The sequence below is a fragment of the Candidatus Jordarchaeum sp. genome, assembly GCF_052745115.1.
In genome coordinates, this window is the sequence record NZ_JBRAKS010000007.1 from 1 (window position 1) to 18,094 (window position 18,094).

The following is an 18,094-nucleotide window of genomic DNA, read 5'->3' on the forward strand; positions in this document are numbered from 1 at the left end:
ATTACAATAAGTGTGTTGGGTCTTTTTATGGCTAAATAATTTGTATAGGAAAAAATTTTGGAATGATTAACTATTACATTTAAATGAGTTCTAGTTATTCCTTTCCATGGTGTAAAGTGGATTGAAGGTAGCTGTATTATTTAGTGGTGGAAAAGATTCAAGCTATGTTATTCAATGGTGTATTGATCAATCTTATACTATTAAGGCTTTAGTGTCTATTTTTTCAATGAGGCCTGATAGTTACATGTTTCATGTGCCTAATATCGGATTGACGCGTCTCCAGGCTGAAGCAACTGGATTTATCCATATTGTGAGGTACTCTTCTGGAATTAAGGAGGAAGAAGTCAAAGACTTGGAAGCTGCTGTCCGGCCTCTGGATATAGATGGTATAGTTTCAGGGGCGGTTGCCAGTGAGTATCAGAGATCGCGTGTGGCTCTTGTTTCAGATAAACTGGGACTGCGTAGTATAAATCCGCTTTGGCATATGGATTCATTAGTCTACCTAAAAGATATAATAAACCGTAATTTCAATATAATTTTCACCGGGGTGTATGCTCTAGGTTTTAATGAAAATTGGTTGGGGCGTAGATTAGACGACGCTGCTCTAAAAGAATTGGTTGAGCTAAATAAAAATTATGGGGTGGATTTGTCGGGAGAAGGCGGTGAATATGAAACCTTGGTACTAGATGCACCTTTTTTTAAAAGGATGATAAAAATTATTAAATCTGAAATAATTTGGGAAAAAGATAGTGGATATTTAGATATCAAGCATGCTGAACTGATGGAAAAAGGTAAGAATCTTTAAATTTATATCCTTTTCACGTAATCTTAATATTCTTAACAATAATCGCTTGTTGATTAAGATGTCTGGAAGCCCAACTATATCAAAGAATCAAATCGAGCATGTTGCTTGGCTCGCAAGAATAGAGTTAACTGAAGATGAAAAAAAGGCTTTTACAAAACAGTTAAATGAAATACTAAACTACTTCAAGAAAATTGATGAAATAGACACATCGGATATCGCGCCTACTTTTCACGTCTTAGATTTAGTTAACGTGCTAAGAGATGACAAGGTTAAGCCATCATTATCTAAAACAGACGCATTAAAAAACGCCCCACACAAAGAAGATTCATTCATAAAAGCCCCAAAAATACTTTGAACTACTTGCTTAGCTCTGAGAGTGAAATACGATGGTGAATTATAACGAATTGACATCTCACGAACTCAAAGATATTATAAATAACCAGGAGATTACATCCGAAGAAGTAATACATACTATTTTTGAACGTATAGATAAAGTTGAGCCGAAGATACATGCCTATGTCTCATTATTCCGCGAGTCCGCTTTGAAAAATGCAAAGATTATAGATGACCGAATTAAGAAAGGAGAAACTATAGGAAGGCTAGGCGGAATTCCCATTGCCGTTAAAGATGTTATTTGTACAAAGGGTAAACCTACCACATGCGGATCAAGAATTCTCGAAAATTATATTCCCCCATTCGACGCGACGGTTATTGAGCGTATCAAAAAAGAGGACGCAATAATTATTGGTAAAACCAATATGGATGAATTTGCTATGGGCTCCTCCACCGAAAATAGCGCTTTTGGATATTCTCGTAATCCCTGGGCATTAGATCGTGTTACCGGAGGTTCTTCTGGTGGTAGCGCAGCGGCTATAGCCGCCGATGAAACGATAATAGCTCTCGGAAGCGATACAGGGGGCAGTATTAGATGTCCTGCAAGTTTTTGCTCAGTTATTGGATTAAAACCAACCTATGGGCTAGTGAGCCGCTATGGACTCGTAGCTTATGCTAATAGTTTAGAGCAAATAGGCCCAATAACCAAAGATGTCACAGATTGCGCATTATTATTAAGTATAATAAATGGTAATGATTATTACGACAGTACATCAGTTCCATTTCAAAATAAAGATTATATGAATGCTTTAATTGATGATGTCAAAGGTTTTACACTAGGGGTTCCCAGGGAATTTTTTGGTGAAGGAACAGAAAAAGCTGTTGAAAAATGTGTATGGACCGCAATTCACAAATTTGAGGATTTAGGCGCCAAATACAGTGAAATCTCAATGCCCCATATTATCTATTCAATTCCCACTTACTATATAATAGCGATGTCTGAGGCAAGTTCAAATCTAGCTAGATTTGATGGAATGCGGTACGGTTTTCGAGCAGAAAAAACCGATGCTGACTGGAATGAGATTTTCGAAATAACTCGCCAAAAGGGATTTGGACCAGAAGTTAAACGGCGTATAATTCTGGGAAGCTTTGCACTCTCAGCAGGATATTACGATAAGTACTATCTTAAAGCCCTAAAAATTAGAACGCTGATAAAAAAAGATTTCGAAACAGCCTTAGCAAACCATTCTGCTCTTATCGCTCCTACTATGCCTACTCCTCCCTTTAAAATAGGTGAAAAAATTGAAAATCCGCTTAACATGTATATGAGTGATATTGATACGGTTCCAATAAATCTAGCTGGGGTTCCTTCAATTTCAATTCCTTGTGGTTTCGTAAATGGTTTACCCGTAGGAATGCAGATTATTGGACGCTTTTTCGACGAAGAAACTATTCTTCGCATAGCGTATACCTATGAACAAAATACCTCATTTAACAAAGAAAAGCCGACCCTGTGAAAAATAAATCGTTAAAACAGAATCTCTACTAAAAACTGGCAAAGTTAAGAAAATTAAATTCGTTCTTAAATGGTGAAGAACTTGAGTAAACCACAAAAATTAACCCAACTTGAAGAAAACGAAGTTAAAATAGGATTAGAAATACATATTCAGCTCACGGCATTAAAGACTAAGCTCTTCTGCGGTTGCTCATCAGACTACAGGGGCAAAGAACCTAATTCACTTTTATGTCCAGTTTGTCTTGGTCTTCCCGGTTCACTGCCAGTCACAAACAAGAGAGCAATTGATTTAGCGATAATGGTGGCTCTCGCTCTAAACTCTAACATTTCCCGCAGGACATTATTTTTCCGAAAAAATTATTTTTATGTTGATATGCCGAAAAATTTTCAAATATCACAATACGATAAGGCCGGTGGAGTGCCTTTATCTACCGGGGGATGGGTCGATTTCGAATCGAATGCATCAATTAAAAGAGTTGGGATTATAAGATTACAAATAGAGGAAGATCCTGCTCGTTTAGCCTATCACGGTACTATTGATAGCTCACCTTACACATTAGTTGACTATAATCGGGCAGGTATCGCCTTATTAGAAATTGTTACCGAACCAGACATCGATTCGGCAGACGAAGCACGTCTTTTCCTACAAAAATTACGCTCCATCATAGAACACCTAGGCGTTTCAAACGGCGATCTACAAGGCTCAATGCGTTGTGATGCAAACATCTCACTAAAAGGAGGAAAAAGAGTAGAAATCAAAAATATCTCCTCATTTCGAGAAGTAAAACGCGCATTGCAATATGAAATAATTCGACAAAAACAACTAATAAGAAGAGGATCAACCGTAAAACAAGAAACACGACACTGGGACGAAGATAGAAGAATAACAATATCTCTCAGAACAAAAGAAACCGAAAGCGACTACCGATATTTTCCAGAACCAGACTTGGTTCCAATTGAAATATCCAAAACATGGATCGAGAAAATACAATCCAAAATGCCTGAGCTACCAGATGCCCGGAAAACACGTCTAGTAAAAGAGTTCGATATACCGGAATATGACGCAGGAGTACTAACAAGTTCCAAAGCACTTGCAGACTTTTTTGAAGAATGCTGCAAATTATATCCCGATGCCAAAAAAATTAGCAACTGGATGATGACAGATCTAGCACGTAATCTAAAGGAATTAGGAATTGAAATTTCAGAATCAAAAATAAAACCAAAATATCTCTCAGACATGTTAAAACTTATTGATAAGGGTGAAATAAGCGGAAAAATCGCAAAAAAAGTCCTCAGCCAAATTGTAGGAACCGGAGATCCCCCTCAAAAAATAATAATAAAAGAAAACTTAACAAAAATTAGCGATAAAACCCGAATACAAAAAATTATAGATAAAGTTTTTGAAGAATTTCCCAAAGCCGTACAAGACACTAAAACAGATCCCAACGCTATAAATTATCTAGTTGGACAAGTAATGAGTAAAACTAGGGGAAAAGCAGATCCAGAAATTACAAATAAGCTAATAAGAAAAAAGTTAGCAAAATATAAGACCATATAAATATCTCTATCCACCTTTTTAAAATAAAACTGACCACTAGGTTTTAGAGTTTATTATTTTACCTAATACTTCACTTAAAACTTCAAGAGTTACAGATTTTTAGCGAGAGAGGAAAATCTAAAATATTGCAGTAACAGAATATTACAAGAACAATTTTTTCCTATTTTCAAGGTTGGGCGCCTAATAAAAATAGAAGTGGTGATGTATTCATGGAGTTAAAAGATTCTGTTGAAATAGTAGAAGTCACTCCAATAGATGTTCCTAAACCAAAATTTCTAATCGGTCTCCCCGACATCGGTTTGGTTGGGATGATATCTGCTTCTCATATAGTGGAATCACTTGGCATGAAAGTTGTTGCTTATCTTGAATCTGACCTTTTCCCACCAGTAATTGTTTTACATGGAAGTAAAATCTACCATCCATTTCGAATTTATCAAAAAGACGATATTCTTTTGTTCTTATCAGAAATCCCTGTTCCCCCGTTAGCAGTAAACGCTATCTCTCATGCAATAACAAAATGGCTGATAGAGAAAAACACAAGTATTGTAATATTGCTCGCAGGTATACCCGTACCGAATAGAATAGCTATAGATGAACCTGATGTTTATACTGTGGCTACAAATGATGCTGCCAATAAATTAATTGAAGATTTCTCCTTTCAAAGATTAGAAGAAGGCATCATGGCAGGCCCTTACGCCAGTATTCTGATGGACTGTACAAAACTCGGTATCACCTGCCTTGCTTTACTAGCTCAGAGTTTCCCCAACTATCCTGATCCGGGTGCTGCAGCATCGACTGTTACGGTTATTAACAAAGTTTTGGGAATGAACATCGATATTGATGCGCTTCTGCAGAAGGCTGAGGAAATTCGTATTAAAACAAGGGATCTTATGCAGAGAACCACCGACCAGCTTGCGTCTATGGGAAAATCACAGGAGTATGATTTACCTGCAATGTACTCGTAGGAGGGAAATCTTATGTCTGAAAAGAAGAAAAGCCTTTTTGACCAATTTATGGACTATGTTGATGAATTTGAGAAGAGATTTGACGAAACTTTCTACTCGATGTTAAGACCTTTCAGAACTACTAGGCCTTCTTGGGATCCTGATAAACTTTGTCTTGTTCCTCTTGTTGAAGTCCAAGAGTACCCTGAAGAAGTGGTAGTTACAGCCGATCTTCCCTACGTTGATAAAGAAAATATAGATGTTAATGCTACAGAAACTTCTCTGGACATTGATGCAAAGATGAGAACCGCCATAAGATTTGAACGCTGGGGGACCATTCAGCGTGAAATCTCATTTAATTGCTACCACAAATCAATAAAACTGCCAAGTAGAGTGGATCCCGAAAAGGCAAAAGCAGAGTTCAAGGGGGGCATACTACGTATCACTTTACCAAAAACTGTAAGCAAACAAAAAATAGAAATAGATTAAATCTATCTCTCTCTTAAGTGATTTGTGTCTAGAATAAAATACTTAGGAGGCAGAAAATGTCAAAGAAAATCACTGAAGTTTCGAAACTAAAAACCGGTTCGTACCTATTAATCGATGATGAACCCTATAAAGTAGTAAGCACTGCAACATCAAAATCAGGCAAACATGGTCACGCTAAAGTCCGTTTGGTGGCTATGGGTGTTTTCGACGAGTCTAAAAAGGATCTAGTGTTTCCAGGTGATGCCAAGGTTGAAGTGCCATTGATTGATAAAAGGAATGGACAAGTTATATCTGTTAGCGATAATATTATGTTAATGGATCTAGAAACATATGAAACATTCGAAATACCCAAACCAAAAGAGGAAGATGTACTTTCAAAATTAGCAGAAGGAGCAGAAGTAGAATACTGGAGCGTTATGAACAAGAAAAAAATAATGAGAGTGAAGAGTTAATTTAACTCCACCAACTTATTTTTAAAAATTATTAAAATATAGAAAATGATTATCCAAACATTTTCTATATTCCATTACTAAAGAACATGAGATTCAACATTTATCCAAGATTGGTATCTGAGGATATTCCTAATGCATAGTCAACGAAAAAAAACTTTTAAAATGTCAAAGGAAAGGAATAAAATTTACGTTTTAGATTCTTCTGCATTGATTGGAGGTTATAATCCAAATCTAACAAATGCACAACACCTTACAATACCAAATATCTCTGAAGAAGTAACAGATCAACATTCTCGCATGATTCTGAATCTAGCGGTTTCAAATGAAATTGTAAAGATCAGAGAACCAACCATTGCGTCGATCAAAAGTGTAAAAATTGTTGCAAAAAATACCGGGGAAAGCTCCACTTTATCCGCAATAGATATTGAAGTTCTGGCCCTAGCACTTGATTTAAAAAGAGAAAAAATGAACCCCATAATAATTACTGATGATTACTCCCTGCAAAATGTGGCAGAAATCTTAGGTATTCCCTTCAAAACCATGATTAGAGAAGGCATAAAAAAGCGTTTCACTTGGACAAAATATTGTATCTCTTGTAAAAAACAATACCCCGATACATACTCTGATGAAATTTGTGAAATCTGTGGAGGGAAAATAAAAAGACGGGTATTAAGAAAAAATAATAAAAAAATCTTACCTCCAGATAAGTTTCCTAAACAATGATATAGAAACACAGATTTTATAATATAAGTGAGTGAAGGCCCGAATTGAATGAATATAATAGGCTCTCAAATAAATACAACTATTCACCTGCTATAGTTTCTAGACTGATTGAATACTTCGGAGAGAAACGGGCAGAAAATATAATAAAGGAATTAAAAACACCAAGCCGCGTTTTTGCCGTTAGAGTAAATAGTTTAATGATTTCCACTGACCAAGTACTAGAAGAATTAGAACAATCGTCTATAAAGGCAACTCCACATCCTACCATTGAGGATGCGATTCTATTAGAAGTCGAGGGGCCGTTTCTAGTTAAAGGAATAGGAAAGAAAGTTATTGCAGATAAATTTGCATGCGAATCTGTAATGCAGGGCTCAGACCTTTATTCTTCAGGAGTAATTAAACTTGAAAAAATAAAGGTAAGTGATCCGGTTGTAATTGAGGATAAAAATGGATTAATAGTGGCTGAAGGAATAGCCAAGATGAATAGTAAAAGCATAATGCAAAGAATAAAGGGAGTAGCGGTACAGACCACAAATTCTATCTATAAGATTCCGGACCTTAAAAATTCTCATCTATATTCTCGAGGAATGATTTATCTCCAAAGTCTCCCCGCAATTATTGCAAGTAAAGTTCTAGAACCACAGCCAAACGAGTTTGTAATTGATATGTGTGCAGCCCCCGGAGGAAAAACAACTCATATAGCTCAGATAATGAATAACACTGGTAAAATTCTCGCCTTAGATCGTTCCAAAAAAAGGCTGCAAAAGCTTAGAAGGAATGTGAAACGCCTAGGAATTAAAAACGTTATTTCAATACGATTAGATTCTCGACTTTTGAGTAAAAAATATCCTTGCCTCGAAGCAGATCGCATCATAGTAGACCCCCCATGTACCGCAATAGGGGTGAGACCAAAACTCTACGATAACAGCACAGACAAAGAGATAATATCCACATCTGCTTATCAACGCCAATTCTTAAAAGTCGCAGCAAAACTCTTGAAGCCGAGTGGAACAATAGTCTATAGCACATGTACACTAACAGCCGAAGAAAACGAATCAAATATAAAATATTGTTTAGAAGAATTGGGGTTAAGACTCAAAGACCTCTCAAAAACCCCCGGCTCCCCTGGCTTATCAAGCTACCTTTCAGATGCAAAAAAGACTAGACGCTTTCACCCCGATCTACACGGAACGCCCGCGATCTTCATTGCTTCATTAACGAAGGACTAAGTAATAAAAAATTTTGAAATTTATTATTTTATAGACGCAAAAGTTCGGCGCTCATTTTCTCCAAATTTAAAACAGCTATCGTCCCGTTTCCAATAGTCACAACTCCATCCACAATAGGATAACTACAGCTACCGGGGTTTATCACCAAAACATCATTCTGCTTTCTAATAGAAGCATCGTGACTATGACCACTAACCACAACATCATATTCCCCAGAGAGAATAAGCGCCTCCACCAATTCCGGCCACTCACCGTGTGTAACTGCGATCCTCCTACCCCCCACTTCTAATTTAAAAAAGACATCCTTCAATTCACCGCCAAACCCGCCCAAAAACTTCCTTAACGCCATAGGGTCACCATCGTTATTCCCAGTAACACATATAATTTTACAATTGAGCTTTTCAAACTCCCTAACACTAAAAGGACTAACAATATCACCCGCATGAAGAACAAGCTCAATCGACTCCGAGTTAAACTTCTCAATCGCCGCTCTAATCGCCTCAATTCTATCATGACTATCCGACATCACACCAATCAACAAGAAAAACACCTCCAATTCTGAAACTTTAATCTTTTACCCAATAGGCTCCATGGCTAGTATATTCTTTTTTATGGGCTGCTTACCTTTTTTTAAGCAACTTTCCATATCTGAGCCTCTTTCTTGTAACCCTCAACCGCATCAATAAGTGCAGAAAACAACTCTTTCCTATGCCCACCTGCAACCACAACATACACCAATTCCTCTCCCACTTTAAACTCTCCAACATTATGATGAATTTGTACGTCAATGATTCCTTCTCTTTTCCTAATCTCCTCACAAATATTCGTTAAAGTCTCATTTGCCTTTTCCTCATACGCCTCCAATTCAAGCTTATCCACTGGAACCCCATCCTGAGTCTCACCCCGAACAATCCCAATAAAACAAGCAATAGCACCAGCCTTAGACAAGTCGGGGTTCTTCTTAATTTCGTCGATAATGTCCATTAAATTAATCTCACCCTTATTATGAACTTCGCCGCGTCTCATAAAAGACACCTCCTTAAAAACGATACAAATAACCAATCTAAAATATTCCGTACTATAAGCGAAACAGAACGCAAAATGTTTCAAGACATTTTATTGAATAATAACTGACACAAAATTTTTTAAAATATCCCCCTAACAAGATTTGTAAGATACAAAAATCCCAATAAGATTCTATCCGACAGATATTTAAAACCATTCACCCAAAAGAACTTTATAAGAAACTAATGCAGGGCTAGCCAAGCTGGTCAACGGCGCTGGACGTCAGATTCTGAATTGCCTGACCAGACTCAAGATCCAGTCTCGTAGGAGTTCAGGTGTTCGAAAGGGGTAGATATCCCTCCCGAGATTCACCTGCCCTGCACCAATCCTCATGTTTTTTAAATTTGTTTTTCCTAATTTTCTGTAACTCACCAAAATTAGTAGTAAGTATATTAGATGGTGATCTTTTAATACTCCTATTTTGTTTTTTATAAGTTCACATAATCTTAATGGATTAAAAAATTAGTCTAGGGCTGTTCCGCATTGTGGGCAGTATCTTGCTGGGCTCTGTAGGCGGATTCCGCACATTGGGCAGAAAAAGTATTTTGTTTCTTCGGGTTCTTGATATTTGTTATAGTTTATTAGGTATTGAAAGAGGGCTTTGAGAAATTGGGGGTAGGGTTTTGTAAAGTTTATTTCGCCTGTTCCTATAAATACTCCTTTTCCTATTTTGGAGCAGATTAAAATTGGGGTTATGGTTTCATAAGTTTTTACCAGTTTAACGGATCTGCTCACGTTTTGTCTGTATTTTGTGGTGTCTTTTCTGACCCTGTTTACAATAACCTCTACTTTGGGCTCTATGATGAATCCTCCGCTTGCACCTAGCTCTTCCACGTTTATTAATAGGGGGTGTGTGCTTTGCCAAGTTATTTTTAGTTTCTCATTTATTAAGAAACTCTTGTACTCTACTACTCCAAAATTTTTTAGTAATTTGCGAAATCCATAGTCCCTTGTAACCCCGCTTCCAATAGCGATTACAACTTTACCTCCCTCCTTGACGTAATGTGTTATGTCTTCAACCTCCGAAGCTGTAAACACCGATCTTCCCTTGTCGCCGTGTGGATTTCCTATTATTAGAATATCACAATCCTTTAAACTACCTAAACGGATAGGCTTCTCTCTTATAGAGTAAAAGTTTATGCCATTATTGAGTAGGGTGATTGTTTTCTCAATTTTATTAAGTGTAATCTGCTCGTTGTGAGATTCGTCGAGAAACACATTTATCATATTATAAAACTTTTTTCGGTGAATTATATAATTTTTTAATTTGACAAAACAATCTAAAAGTAGTTAATAATTATTTATAGCGTTGAATGAGATTTCGTAATATTAACACCTTTAAAGGTTTATTGTTTTTTTAGCTTTTTAATGTCTTCCAGAAATTTGATTAGGATTTTCGTTTTTTCGTTTTCCTCGTTAAGTCTTACGATTCGCATTTGTTTCCACCTTGTAATTTCCTCAACTAAACTCTGACCTAAAAGCTGTTTGATAACTCTACCCACCGTGCTGTGAGCAACCTTTACCTTCTCTGCGACTTCCGATAGGTTAAAGGCTTTACCACGATTTTCTAGGAAAAACTGTATAACTTTAATTTGGGCTCTGTTCTGAAAAATCTCCTCCAACTCTTTCAATGCTATTCACTCTCAGAACTAATATACTATAAGCGTTCCTATCTTTTCCCCCGCAATTATTCTTAGCACATTCTTAGGGTCTTCCCCATTTATTATCCATGTGGGGATTTTTGATCTTTCTAGAATCTTTAGAGCAACGGGATCAAATAGTTTATATTTTCCTGCAAAAAAGCCAGTCTCATTAATTATTTCTTGTAGTTCATTAACCGTGATTTTGCTTAATTTTTTTGCACCGGGATCCTTTTTGGGATCTTTGGTGTAAACTCCCTCTACATCGGTTGCATTTATTAATATGTCTACATTTAATCGCTCTGCGATGAGTGCCGCAACAGCGTTGGTTGACTGTCCGGGTTGCAACCCCCCTACTAAGACTATTTTTCCGGTGGCAGCAGCTTTTGCAACTTCTTGTAGGGTTTCCGGAATTGTGGGGTATGCCTCTTTGTTCAATGCTCCAATCATTATTTGAGCGTTTAATTGGGCAGCTCTTATCCCGATCTCGTCGCAAAGGCTTTCCACGGCTTTCAATTTGCGCGCAGCTTCGATATACTTCCTTGCGGTCTTACCTCCTCCAACAATAATACATAATACCTCTGTGTTTTCCTTTCTAAGTTTTAAAATCACTTTTGCATATTCGGCTAAACGCTCTACTCTTATGTTTCCCTTCTCATCTTGAATTAAGGAACCCCCAATTTTTAAAACAACTCTCATTTTGCGACACCACTATACTAACTAGAATAATAATGAATAAACTTCTTTTTTATAATCATAATTATCCCTATATATTCGTTTTTATAATGAAATTTTCTACAACTAGAATCATCATTTTCATAGACATAACACATAAGAAAAGTTTAAGACTATCAAAGTATTCCCATAATATGTTACTAAAATATTTATTCGGAGTATTTCAAAAACTATTAACTAAAGACAACTTTTACTCATTATAAAAATATAAAAATGAAATCTTGGCATTTTAAGTGGGGAAAACCTATGCAAGCTTAGCATACTCTTCTGAGTATTGTGGGATTTCTCCTATTTTTATTCACTCAAATCACAGTACAAAGGTGTTTGACATTGGAACAAGAGGAAGAAATGAAACGTTCATCATTTGAAAGATACAAACTGAAAAAAACACTGGAAGTCTTGGAAAAGAAGAAGGGCTTCCATACCGAGCTAGTGTCTCTATACATTCCTCCAGATAGGCCAATAAGCGACGTCACAAACTACCTTAAACAAGAGTACGGAACGGCATCCAACATCAAGTCCAAATCCACAAGAAAAAACGTGATGGATGCGATTCAAAAAATTTTAGCACTACTTAAAAACATTCCGAGACCTCCACCAACCGGTCTAGCCGTTTTCTGCGGAGCGATTCCCACTAACGGCCAAGGCACAGAAAAAATGGAGCTAACCACCATTGTTCCCCCCGAGCCTATAAATACCTACAAGTACCACTGCAATAACAAATTTTTCCTAGATCCCCTAAAAGGAATGTTAGTTGAAAAAGATACCTACGGCATTATAGTACTTGATAGATCTGAAGCAGATTTCGCCATCCTTAAAGGGAACCACTTGGAAATTCTTAAAAAAATTACATCCGGCGCCCCCGGGAAGCATCGTGCCGGAGGTCAATCGGCGCGAAGATTTGAAAGACTGATTGAACAGGCTGGACACGAATTTTTCAAACGAAGCGGAGATTATGCCAATGAATTCTTCCTAGAAATCCCAGACCTTAAAGGGATATTAATAGGGGGACCGGGGCCGTCGAAGAATAAATTCGCAGAGAGCAGTTATTTTGACTATCGATTAAAGAACGCCATCCTCGGAATCGTCGACCTATCATACACGGGAAGCTCCGGAATCGATGAACTAATTGACAAATCTCGAGACATACTGCAGAATGTAAGATACTCCGAAGAAAAAACCTTAGTACAAAAGTTTCTAACCATGCTAGTAAAAGACGACACCTTAGTAGCCTACGGAGAGAAAGAAGTCAGACAAGCCCTCGACCAAGGAGCTGTAGACACCCTTTTATTATCCGAAGATCTTGAAATATTTTATGTTACAGTTAGCTGCCCTAACTGCAACTACAGCGAAGAATTAACAATTAAAAAAGACCAATTACCCTCCTTGGAGCAGGAAATTCAGAACCGCAACTGTCCCAGTTGTGACAGTTCCCTACTATCCATCAAAACAGTTAAACCAATAATCGACGAATTTGGAGAACTTGCTGAACAAACCGGAGCCAACGTAGAAATAATCTCCTCCGAAACAGAAGAAGGACAACAATTAAAACAAGCATTCGGGGGCATCGCAGCACTACTAAGATATAGCATAGAAGGCTAATCTATCATAAAACGAATAAGGTATTTTCTGATAGAATTTCAATAAAACATTTATTGAAAATGTTTGATATTTTAAAAATTAGAATCCGGGTGAAGTTAGGGGAGGAGAGATTTTTTCTCTCCTCCGGGTACCTGTCGTTTGGGGGTCTCCTTATTCGATGGTGGTGGGGGCATAATCTTAGTGTTGGTAGGGGGTAAGCATGATAGTGTAGCTTCGCTACATCAAACGTTATTTATATTTTTGTTGTTCTACTACATAAATATTTTGGTTTGAACATAATCAAGCGCAATACATTTCAAAAAAATAATAACAATATATCACTTTTTTTATAAAATTTAAAAAAACACTATACACAATCTGAGGAATAATGTAACATAGCTACGAAAAATTTAAATTTTATAAAAATAAACATACTTTTAAAAAGTAGCAACCTACTACAAATTACGGCAAAAACACCAAAAAAAGGGCGGTAAAAGCGGGACTCCCAAAATCAAACTCAAAATAAAAAAATAAACCCATAAAACCACTTTATAAAAACCTCCAAAAAGCAGACAGAAGTGAACGCAATGAGCCAAGTAGAAAAAGAAAAAGTACTAGACCTAATGCAAAAAATCGGCTTCACCGACTACGAAGCCCGAGTATACATAACCCTCGTAACAGAAGGCTCCTTAAACCCTACACAACTATCAAACCTCTCTGGAGTACCCCGCCCGAACGTATACGCAGTCCTAAAAAAACTAATCAGAAAAGGATTTGCCGAAAAAGAAGCCGTAAAACGCGCCCCCCTCTATTCAGCAGTACCCCCCGACATAGTCCTAAAAACCATAAAGGAAGACCTAAAAAATAAAGAACAACACACTGAAACCCTCAAAAAATGGTTTCAAGAAGACCGAATCGCAGCCCCGGGAAGAATGCCTACCGCCTGGCTAATAGACGGAGAAAAAAGAATAACCGAAATAGTAGAAGACCTACTACAACGCTCCAAAAACCGTATCCACGCCATAATAACACCAACCTTTATCAAACCCAACAAAGAACCAAATAGCATACTCAAAATACTAGAAGAAAAAGCCAAACAAAACATCGACATTATCGCCGGATGGAAAATCAACCAAGACACCCTAGAAATAGCCCAAACCCTAAGCCAACATGGAACAATATACCACTGGTCACTCGGAGAAATCCCCCTAGGAACATACATAGCAGACGGAAAAGACTGCCTAGTCTCCTTCATAGGAAAATGGGAACCAATACCCACATACGACCTCGGAATATGGATCCGAAACCCAACCTACGTCAAACCCTTCGAATACCTAGCAGAAAGACTACTATCACTCAACATAACCGCAAAAACCAGAATAAAAGAACTACAAAAACGCGAAACATAAAAAGAAAAACAAAAATAACAATAAAAAATTTATAGAAAAACTATAAACCAACACTGTGGGTTGATATTTACCATTCATCAACCAAATATAAATGGTTAATAAGCAATAAAAATTCTTAAAAGTTTAACAAACAAATATCATCTCAATTAAAGATGAAAATCATAAAAATAAATCTGAGGCCCCCCACATGACTGAAGAATACATGCACAAAGTAGTACTAGTCGGAGACGAAAGCGTAGGAAAAACCTCCATAATCATTCGATATACCGAGAAAAGATTCATAGAAAGCTATAAGCCTACTTTAGGGGTCGATTTTGCTGTTAAGGTTGTGGAGTTGAAGGGTGCTGATAGTAGGCGTAAGTCGGTTAAGTTGGCTTGTTGGGATTTGGGTGGTCAGGAGCAATATCGGACTTTGCGTAAGTTTTATTTGAGTGGTGCTCGGGGTTGTTTTATTGTTTTTGACGTGACAAGTCCGGGGTCTTTTGAGCATGTGGTTAATTGGCATAAGGATGTTTTGAATATTTGTGGTGAGGTTCCTTGTTTTCTGGTGGGGAATAAGACGGATTTGGCGGATGATCGGCGTATTAGTCGGGATGTTGGTTCTGAGTTGGCTTCTAAGTTGGGTTTGGAGTTTTTTGAGACGTCGGCTAAGACTGGGGAGAGGGTTGATGATATTTTTGAGTTGATGGCTAAAAAATTGTATAAGGTGTATATGGTTTAGTTATGTTTTTTAAAAATTTCATTTTTTTCTGATATCTAGTCTTGGGTTTTATGTGATTTTTAGGTGTATTTCTTTTCCGTCGATTTGGTAGGTTTGTGTGTTTTTTTGTGTGGGGTGGTCTGTGAATGTGATTTGTTGTATGTTGTGCATTGGTTTTAGGTCTGATGCGTAGGGTTGTAGTTCTTTGGGTAGGTTTGCGTATTGTATTGGTTGTCTGAGGGATATTTTTGCTTCTTTTTTGGCTTTCCATATTGTGGAGTTGGTTTTGGTTATTAGGGGTGTTTTGTCTTCGGGTTCTATTAGTTTGGGGTTGGGTTTAGGGAATTCTTGTAGGTGTACGCTTTCTTGGCTGTACATATTTCTCCATATGTGTTCTGTTATAAAGGGTGTGATGGGTGCGAGTAGTTTTAGTATGGTTTTAAGGCATTGGTGTAGTGTCCATTTGGCGCTTTTTTGTTCTGTTTCTGTGAAGTCTTGGTTTCGGGTGTAGACTCTGGTTTTAATCATTTCAATTATGTGGCTTGCAAATAGGTTCCATACGAAGTTGTATATTGATTCGGCACCTATGTGGAAGTCGAATGTTTCATAGCTTTCGTTTACTTTTTCTATTAGTTTGTTTAGTTCGGAGAGTATCCATTTATCTGTGGTGGTTAGTTTTACTTCTTTTTCTGGGGGTTCGGTGAAGGTGGATATGAATCTGGCTACGTTGTATAGTTTGTTTATAAATCTGCTTATTCCGCCTAGGCGTTTTTCATCGAATCTGATGTCGCTTCCAAGGGTGGATGCCATTGCGCCGTATAGTCTTACTGCGTCTGCGCCGTATTCTTTGATGAGGGGTTCTGGGTAGATTACGTTTCCTAGGCTTTTTGATAGTTTTCTTCCTTCAGCGTCTACTACGTGTCCGCTTATCCATACGTGTTTGAATGCTGGTTTTTGGTAGAGTTGGTATATTCGGAGTAGTGTGTAGCTTAGCCAGGTGCCTATTATGTCTCTTCCTTGGGGGCGAAGGTCTGATATGTACTTTTTCTTGATTTGTTCTTGGAAGAATTCTTCTTCTTCTTCCTTGTATGGGTACTTGATTATGTATAGGGGGCTGATTGAGGAATCCATCCAAGTGTCTAATGTGCGTTCATCGCCTACGAATCCCTCGGCTGAACCACATTTTTTGCACTTGTTGAAGGGGGCTTTTTCTCTCCATGGCTGATAGTATTTTCCGGGTTCTGGTAGGTGTGGTTCTCCGCAGGATTTGCAGTACCATATTGGTAGTTCTGTTCCGTAGTATCTGCGGCGTGAAATGGGCCAGTCCATAGTTATTGAGTTTAGCCAGTCGAGCCAGAGGTTTTTTGCGCTGGGCGGATGCCAGATAATATCGTCTGTTATCTGGTTCAATGGTTTAACAAAGTCCACCTGTTTAAGGTAATATTCTCTCATTCCCACAAATTCAATGGGTGTTTTGCTTCTCCAGCATATGGGCTGGCTCTGCTCAATTTGTTCTTTCTTTATTAGTAGTTCCTGCTTCTCTAAATCTTTGATTATAGCCTTTTTTGCCTGTTCCACCTTCATTCCGGCGTATTTACCCGCTGCCTCCGTCATGTAGCCGTCTTTATCTATGGAAAAGACCGGTTCAAGGTTTAGTTCTCTGAATAATCGCAAATCGGTTATGTCTCCGTAAGAGCAAACCATAACTGCTCCTGTGCCGAATTCCGGTTTGGCTGAAGGGTGTGGTATAATATGTACCTCTTTATTATAGATTGGGGTAACCGCAGTCTTTCCGTGCAAATGCTTGTACCTTTCATCATTCGGATTAACTATAACCGCAGCACACGCACATATTAACTCAGGTCTAGTAGTAGCTATAGGGAGATCCTCCCCGGTTTCCCTAACCCTAAATTTTACCGTGGAAAGAGTAGTAACCTGTTCCCTACGTTCCACTTCTGCATCGGCAATAACCGTCTGGCAATCGGTACACCAGCTGTTTGGCCTTTCATCCTCGTAAATTAGCTTCTCATTCCAGAGCTGAATAAAAGTTGCCTGAGTTAAAGCACGGTAAGTCTCGTGATCCGTTTTGTATATCTCCTCCCACTTCCAAGAATTGTTAGAAAAACCAAGCCCCTTACAAATATTCAAAATGGTATCTCCAACCGTATCAAGGTACTGTTTACACTTAGCAATAAACTCCTCCCGTGGAGTCTCCCGCATTTTAATACCAAACTCTTTTTCTACACTGACCTCAACCGGTAGCCCGTTACGATCCAAGCCAAACTTGTAATGAACCTCGTATCCCTTCATCCTCATAAAACGAGCAATATAGTCGATTGCAGCGTAGTGAACAGCACCACCAACATGCCATCTTCCAGAAACATACGGAGGAGGATTATCAACAATAAAAAAAGGTTTATCACTATCCTTGTTAAATCTGTAAACTTCCTCCTTCTGCCAAGCATCCCAGATTTCAGATTCCATTCCGGGGTCCCATTTCTTACTCTTAAGCCTAGGCTCCTTCACTTCAAAGACCTTCCATACACACTGTAATATTAAACCAATAGACAGCTCCGCCAGGTAAAAATCAACAAAATTTCAGATGTTCTCTCAAACCATAAGCAAAAATGCTTTAAATAGTTTAGGGATAAAGAACCCAAAATTAGAAAAGCTAAAATACCCCAAAAATCTAAAAGGACACCTACAGAAAAAACAAAATTCACAAGTAGGGCACTTAGCTCAGTGGAAGACTCTGCTACAAACATAGCGGAAGCCAAGAGCGCCTGGTTCGCAGCCAGGAGGCCGCGCGTTCAAGTCGCGCAGTGTCCACCAATATTTTTTACAAATCTAAATACTTTATCTTCTATAGCTCTTTCTTTCACATTAAAAAAGAATCATGAAGACTATTTCTTACT

At 37.9% G+C, this 18,094-nt stretch carries 18 protein-coding genes and 2 tRNA genes; 14 read left to right on the plus strand and 6 right to left on the minus strand.

Translation table 11 applies throughout. The annotated features are described in order from the left end of the window. Positions 1 to 121: 121 nt before the first annotated feature. From ACUVXA_RS01150 to ACUVXA_RS01190, 9 genes are all read left to right on the plus strand, one after another. A complete protein-coding gene (locus ACUVXA_RS01150; protein ID WP_445869396.1) occupies positions 122 to 805 on the plus strand; it encodes a diphthine--ammonia ligase in 684 nt (227 codons plus the stop codon). Between the two features lie 58 nt (positions 806 to 863). Beyond that, positions 864 to 1,160: an Asp-tRNA(Asn)/Glu-tRNA(Gln) amidotransferase subunit GatC gene (gene gatC / locus ACUVXA_RS01155; RefSeq protein WP_445869397.1), complete on the plus strand. Its 297-nt coding sequence runs from the start codon at positions 864 to 866 to the stop codon at positions 1,158 to 1,160. Positions 1,161 to 1,191: 31 nt separating this feature from the next. Further along, positions 1,192 to 2,655 carry an Asp-tRNA(Asn)/Glu-tRNA(Gln) amidotransferase subunit GatA gene (gene gatA, locus ACUVXA_RS01160; protein WP_445869398.1) on the plus strand — a complete coding sequence of 488 codons (1,464 nt, stop codon included), beginning with the start codon at positions 1,192 to 1,194 and terminating at the stop codon, positions 2,653 to 2,655. Between the two features lie 81 nt (positions 2,656 to 2,736). Further along, positions 2,737 to 4,212 carry an Asp-tRNA(Asn)/Glu-tRNA(Gln) amidotransferase subunit GatB gene (gatB, locus tag ACUVXA_RS01165; protein WP_445869399.1) on the plus strand — a complete coding sequence of 492 codons (1,476 nt, stop codon included), beginning with the start codon at positions 2,737 to 2,739 and terminating at the stop codon, positions 4,210 to 4,212. Between the two features lie 209 nt (positions 4,213 to 4,421). After that, the gene (locus ACUVXA_RS01170; protein ID WP_445869400.1) at positions 4,422 to 5,177 is read left to right on the plus strand and encodes a proteasome assembly chaperone family protein; all 756 of its coding nucleotides are present in this window, start codon (positions 4,422 to 4,424) and stop codon (positions 5,175 to 5,177) included. Positions 5,178 to 5,189: 12 nt separating this feature from the next. Then, positions 5,190 to 5,645, plus strand: a complete 456-nt coding sequence (locus ACUVXA_RS01175) for an Hsp20/alpha crystallin family protein (protein ID WP_445869401.1) — start codon at positions 5,190 to 5,192, stop codon at positions 5,643 to 5,645. A 56-nt stretch (positions 5,646 to 5,701) separates the two neighbouring features. After that, positions 5,702 to 6,097, plus strand: coding sequence for a translation initiation factor IF-5A (locus tag ACUVXA_RS01180; RefSeq protein ID WP_445869402.1), 396 nt, complete (start codon positions 5,702 to 5,704; stop codon positions 6,095 to 6,097). 162 nt (positions 6,098 to 6,259) lie between these two features. Beyond that, entirely contained in the window at positions 6,260 to 6,820 is a 561-nt protein-coding gene (locus ACUVXA_RS01185; protein WP_445869403.1) for an NOB1 family endonuclease, read from the plus strand. A 44-nt stretch (positions 6,821 to 6,864) separates the two neighbouring features. After that, entirely contained in the window at positions 6,865 to 8,049 is a 1,185-nt protein-coding gene (locus ACUVXA_RS01190; RefSeq protein WP_445869404.1) for a PUA domain-containing protein, read from the plus strand. 28 nt (positions 8,050 to 8,077) lie between these two features. Here the strand turns inward: ACUVXA_RS01190 and ACUVXA_RS01195 are convergent, their stop codons facing one another. Then, positions 8,078 to 8,590: a metallophosphoesterase gene (locus tag ACUVXA_RS01195; protein ID WP_445869405.1), complete on the minus strand. Its 513-nt coding sequence runs from the start codon at positions 8,588 to 8,590 to the stop codon at positions 8,078 to 8,080. Between the two features lie 89 nt (positions 8,591 to 8,679). After that, positions 8,680 to 9,075, minus strand: coding sequence for a molybdenum cofactor biosynthesis protein MoaE (locus ACUVXA_RS01200; protein WP_445869406.1), 396 nt, complete (start codon positions 9,073 to 9,075; stop codon positions 8,680 to 8,682). Positions 9,076 to 9,301: 226 nt separating this feature from the next. Here ACUVXA_RS01200 and ACUVXA_RS01205 point away from each other — a divergent pair. Beyond that, positions 9,302 to 9,439: transfer RNA gene (locus tag ACUVXA_RS01205), tRNA-Leu, on the plus strand. A gap of 137 nt (positions 9,440 to 9,576) precedes the next feature. On the opposite strand, the gene ACUVXA_RS01210 is transcribed toward ACUVXA_RS01205, so the two are convergent. The 3 genes from ACUVXA_RS01210 to pyrH all read right to left on the minus strand — a co-directional run bounded on the left by ACUVXA_RS01210 (position 9,577) and on the right by pyrH (position 11,453). Further along, positions 9,577 to 10,341, minus strand: coding sequence for a zinc-ribbon domain-containing protein (locus tag ACUVXA_RS01210; RefSeq protein ID WP_445869407.1), 765 nt, complete (start codon positions 10,339 to 10,341; stop codon positions 9,577 to 9,579). Positions 10,342 to 10,460: 119 nt separating this feature from the next. Next, positions 10,461 to 10,745, minus strand: a complete 285-nt coding sequence (locus tag ACUVXA_RS01215) for a hypothetical protein (RefSeq protein ID WP_445869408.1) — start codon at positions 10,743 to 10,745, stop codon at positions 10,461 to 10,463. An 18-nt stretch (positions 10,746 to 10,763) separates the two neighbouring features. Continuing rightward, on the minus strand, positions 10,764 to 11,453 hold the full coding sequence (gene pyrH / locus ACUVXA_RS01220) for a UMP kinase (protein ID WP_445869409.1): 690 nt from the start codon (positions 11,451 to 11,453) through the stop codon (positions 10,764 to 10,766). 384 nt (positions 11,454 to 11,837) lie between these two features. Here pyrH and prf1 point away from each other — a divergent pair, with 384 nt between their 5' ends. The 3 genes from prf1 to ACUVXA_RS01235 all read left to right on the plus strand — a co-directional run bounded on the left by prf1 (position 11,838) and on the right by ACUVXA_RS01235 (position 15,200). Then, positions 11,838 to 13,091 (plus strand): peptide chain release factor aRF-1, encoded by a 1,254-nt coding sequence (gene prf1, locus ACUVXA_RS01225; protein ID WP_445869426.1) that lies wholly within the window; start codon positions 11,838 to 11,840, stop codon positions 13,089 to 13,091. A 566-nt stretch (positions 13,092 to 13,657) separates the two neighbouring features. Further along, positions 13,658 to 14,479, plus strand: a complete 822-nt coding sequence (locus ACUVXA_RS01230; protein ID WP_445869410.1) for a TrmB family transcriptional regulator — start codon at positions 13,658 to 13,660, stop codon at positions 14,477 to 14,479. A 187-nt stretch (positions 14,480 to 14,666) separates the two neighbouring features. Then, entirely contained in the window at positions 14,667 to 15,200 is a 534-nt protein-coding gene (locus ACUVXA_RS01235) for a Rab family GTPase (RefSeq protein ID WP_445869411.1), read from the plus strand. Between the two features lie 48 nt (positions 15,201 to 15,248). Here ACUVXA_RS01235 and ACUVXA_RS01240 read toward each other — a convergent pair whose 3' ends face one another. Further along, positions 15,249 to 17,705 (minus strand): valine--tRNA ligase, encoded by a 2,457-nt coding sequence (locus tag ACUVXA_RS01240; protein WP_445869412.1) that lies wholly within the window; start codon positions 17,703 to 17,705, stop codon positions 15,249 to 15,251. Between the two features lie 202 nt (positions 17,706 to 17,907). Between ACUVXA_RS01240 and ACUVXA_RS01245 the strand changes: the two genes are divergently transcribed. Next, positions 17,908 to 18,011: transfer RNA gene (locus ACUVXA_RS01245), tRNA-Ala, on the plus strand. The last annotated feature ends 83 nt before the right edge of the window (positions 18,012 to 18,094 follow it).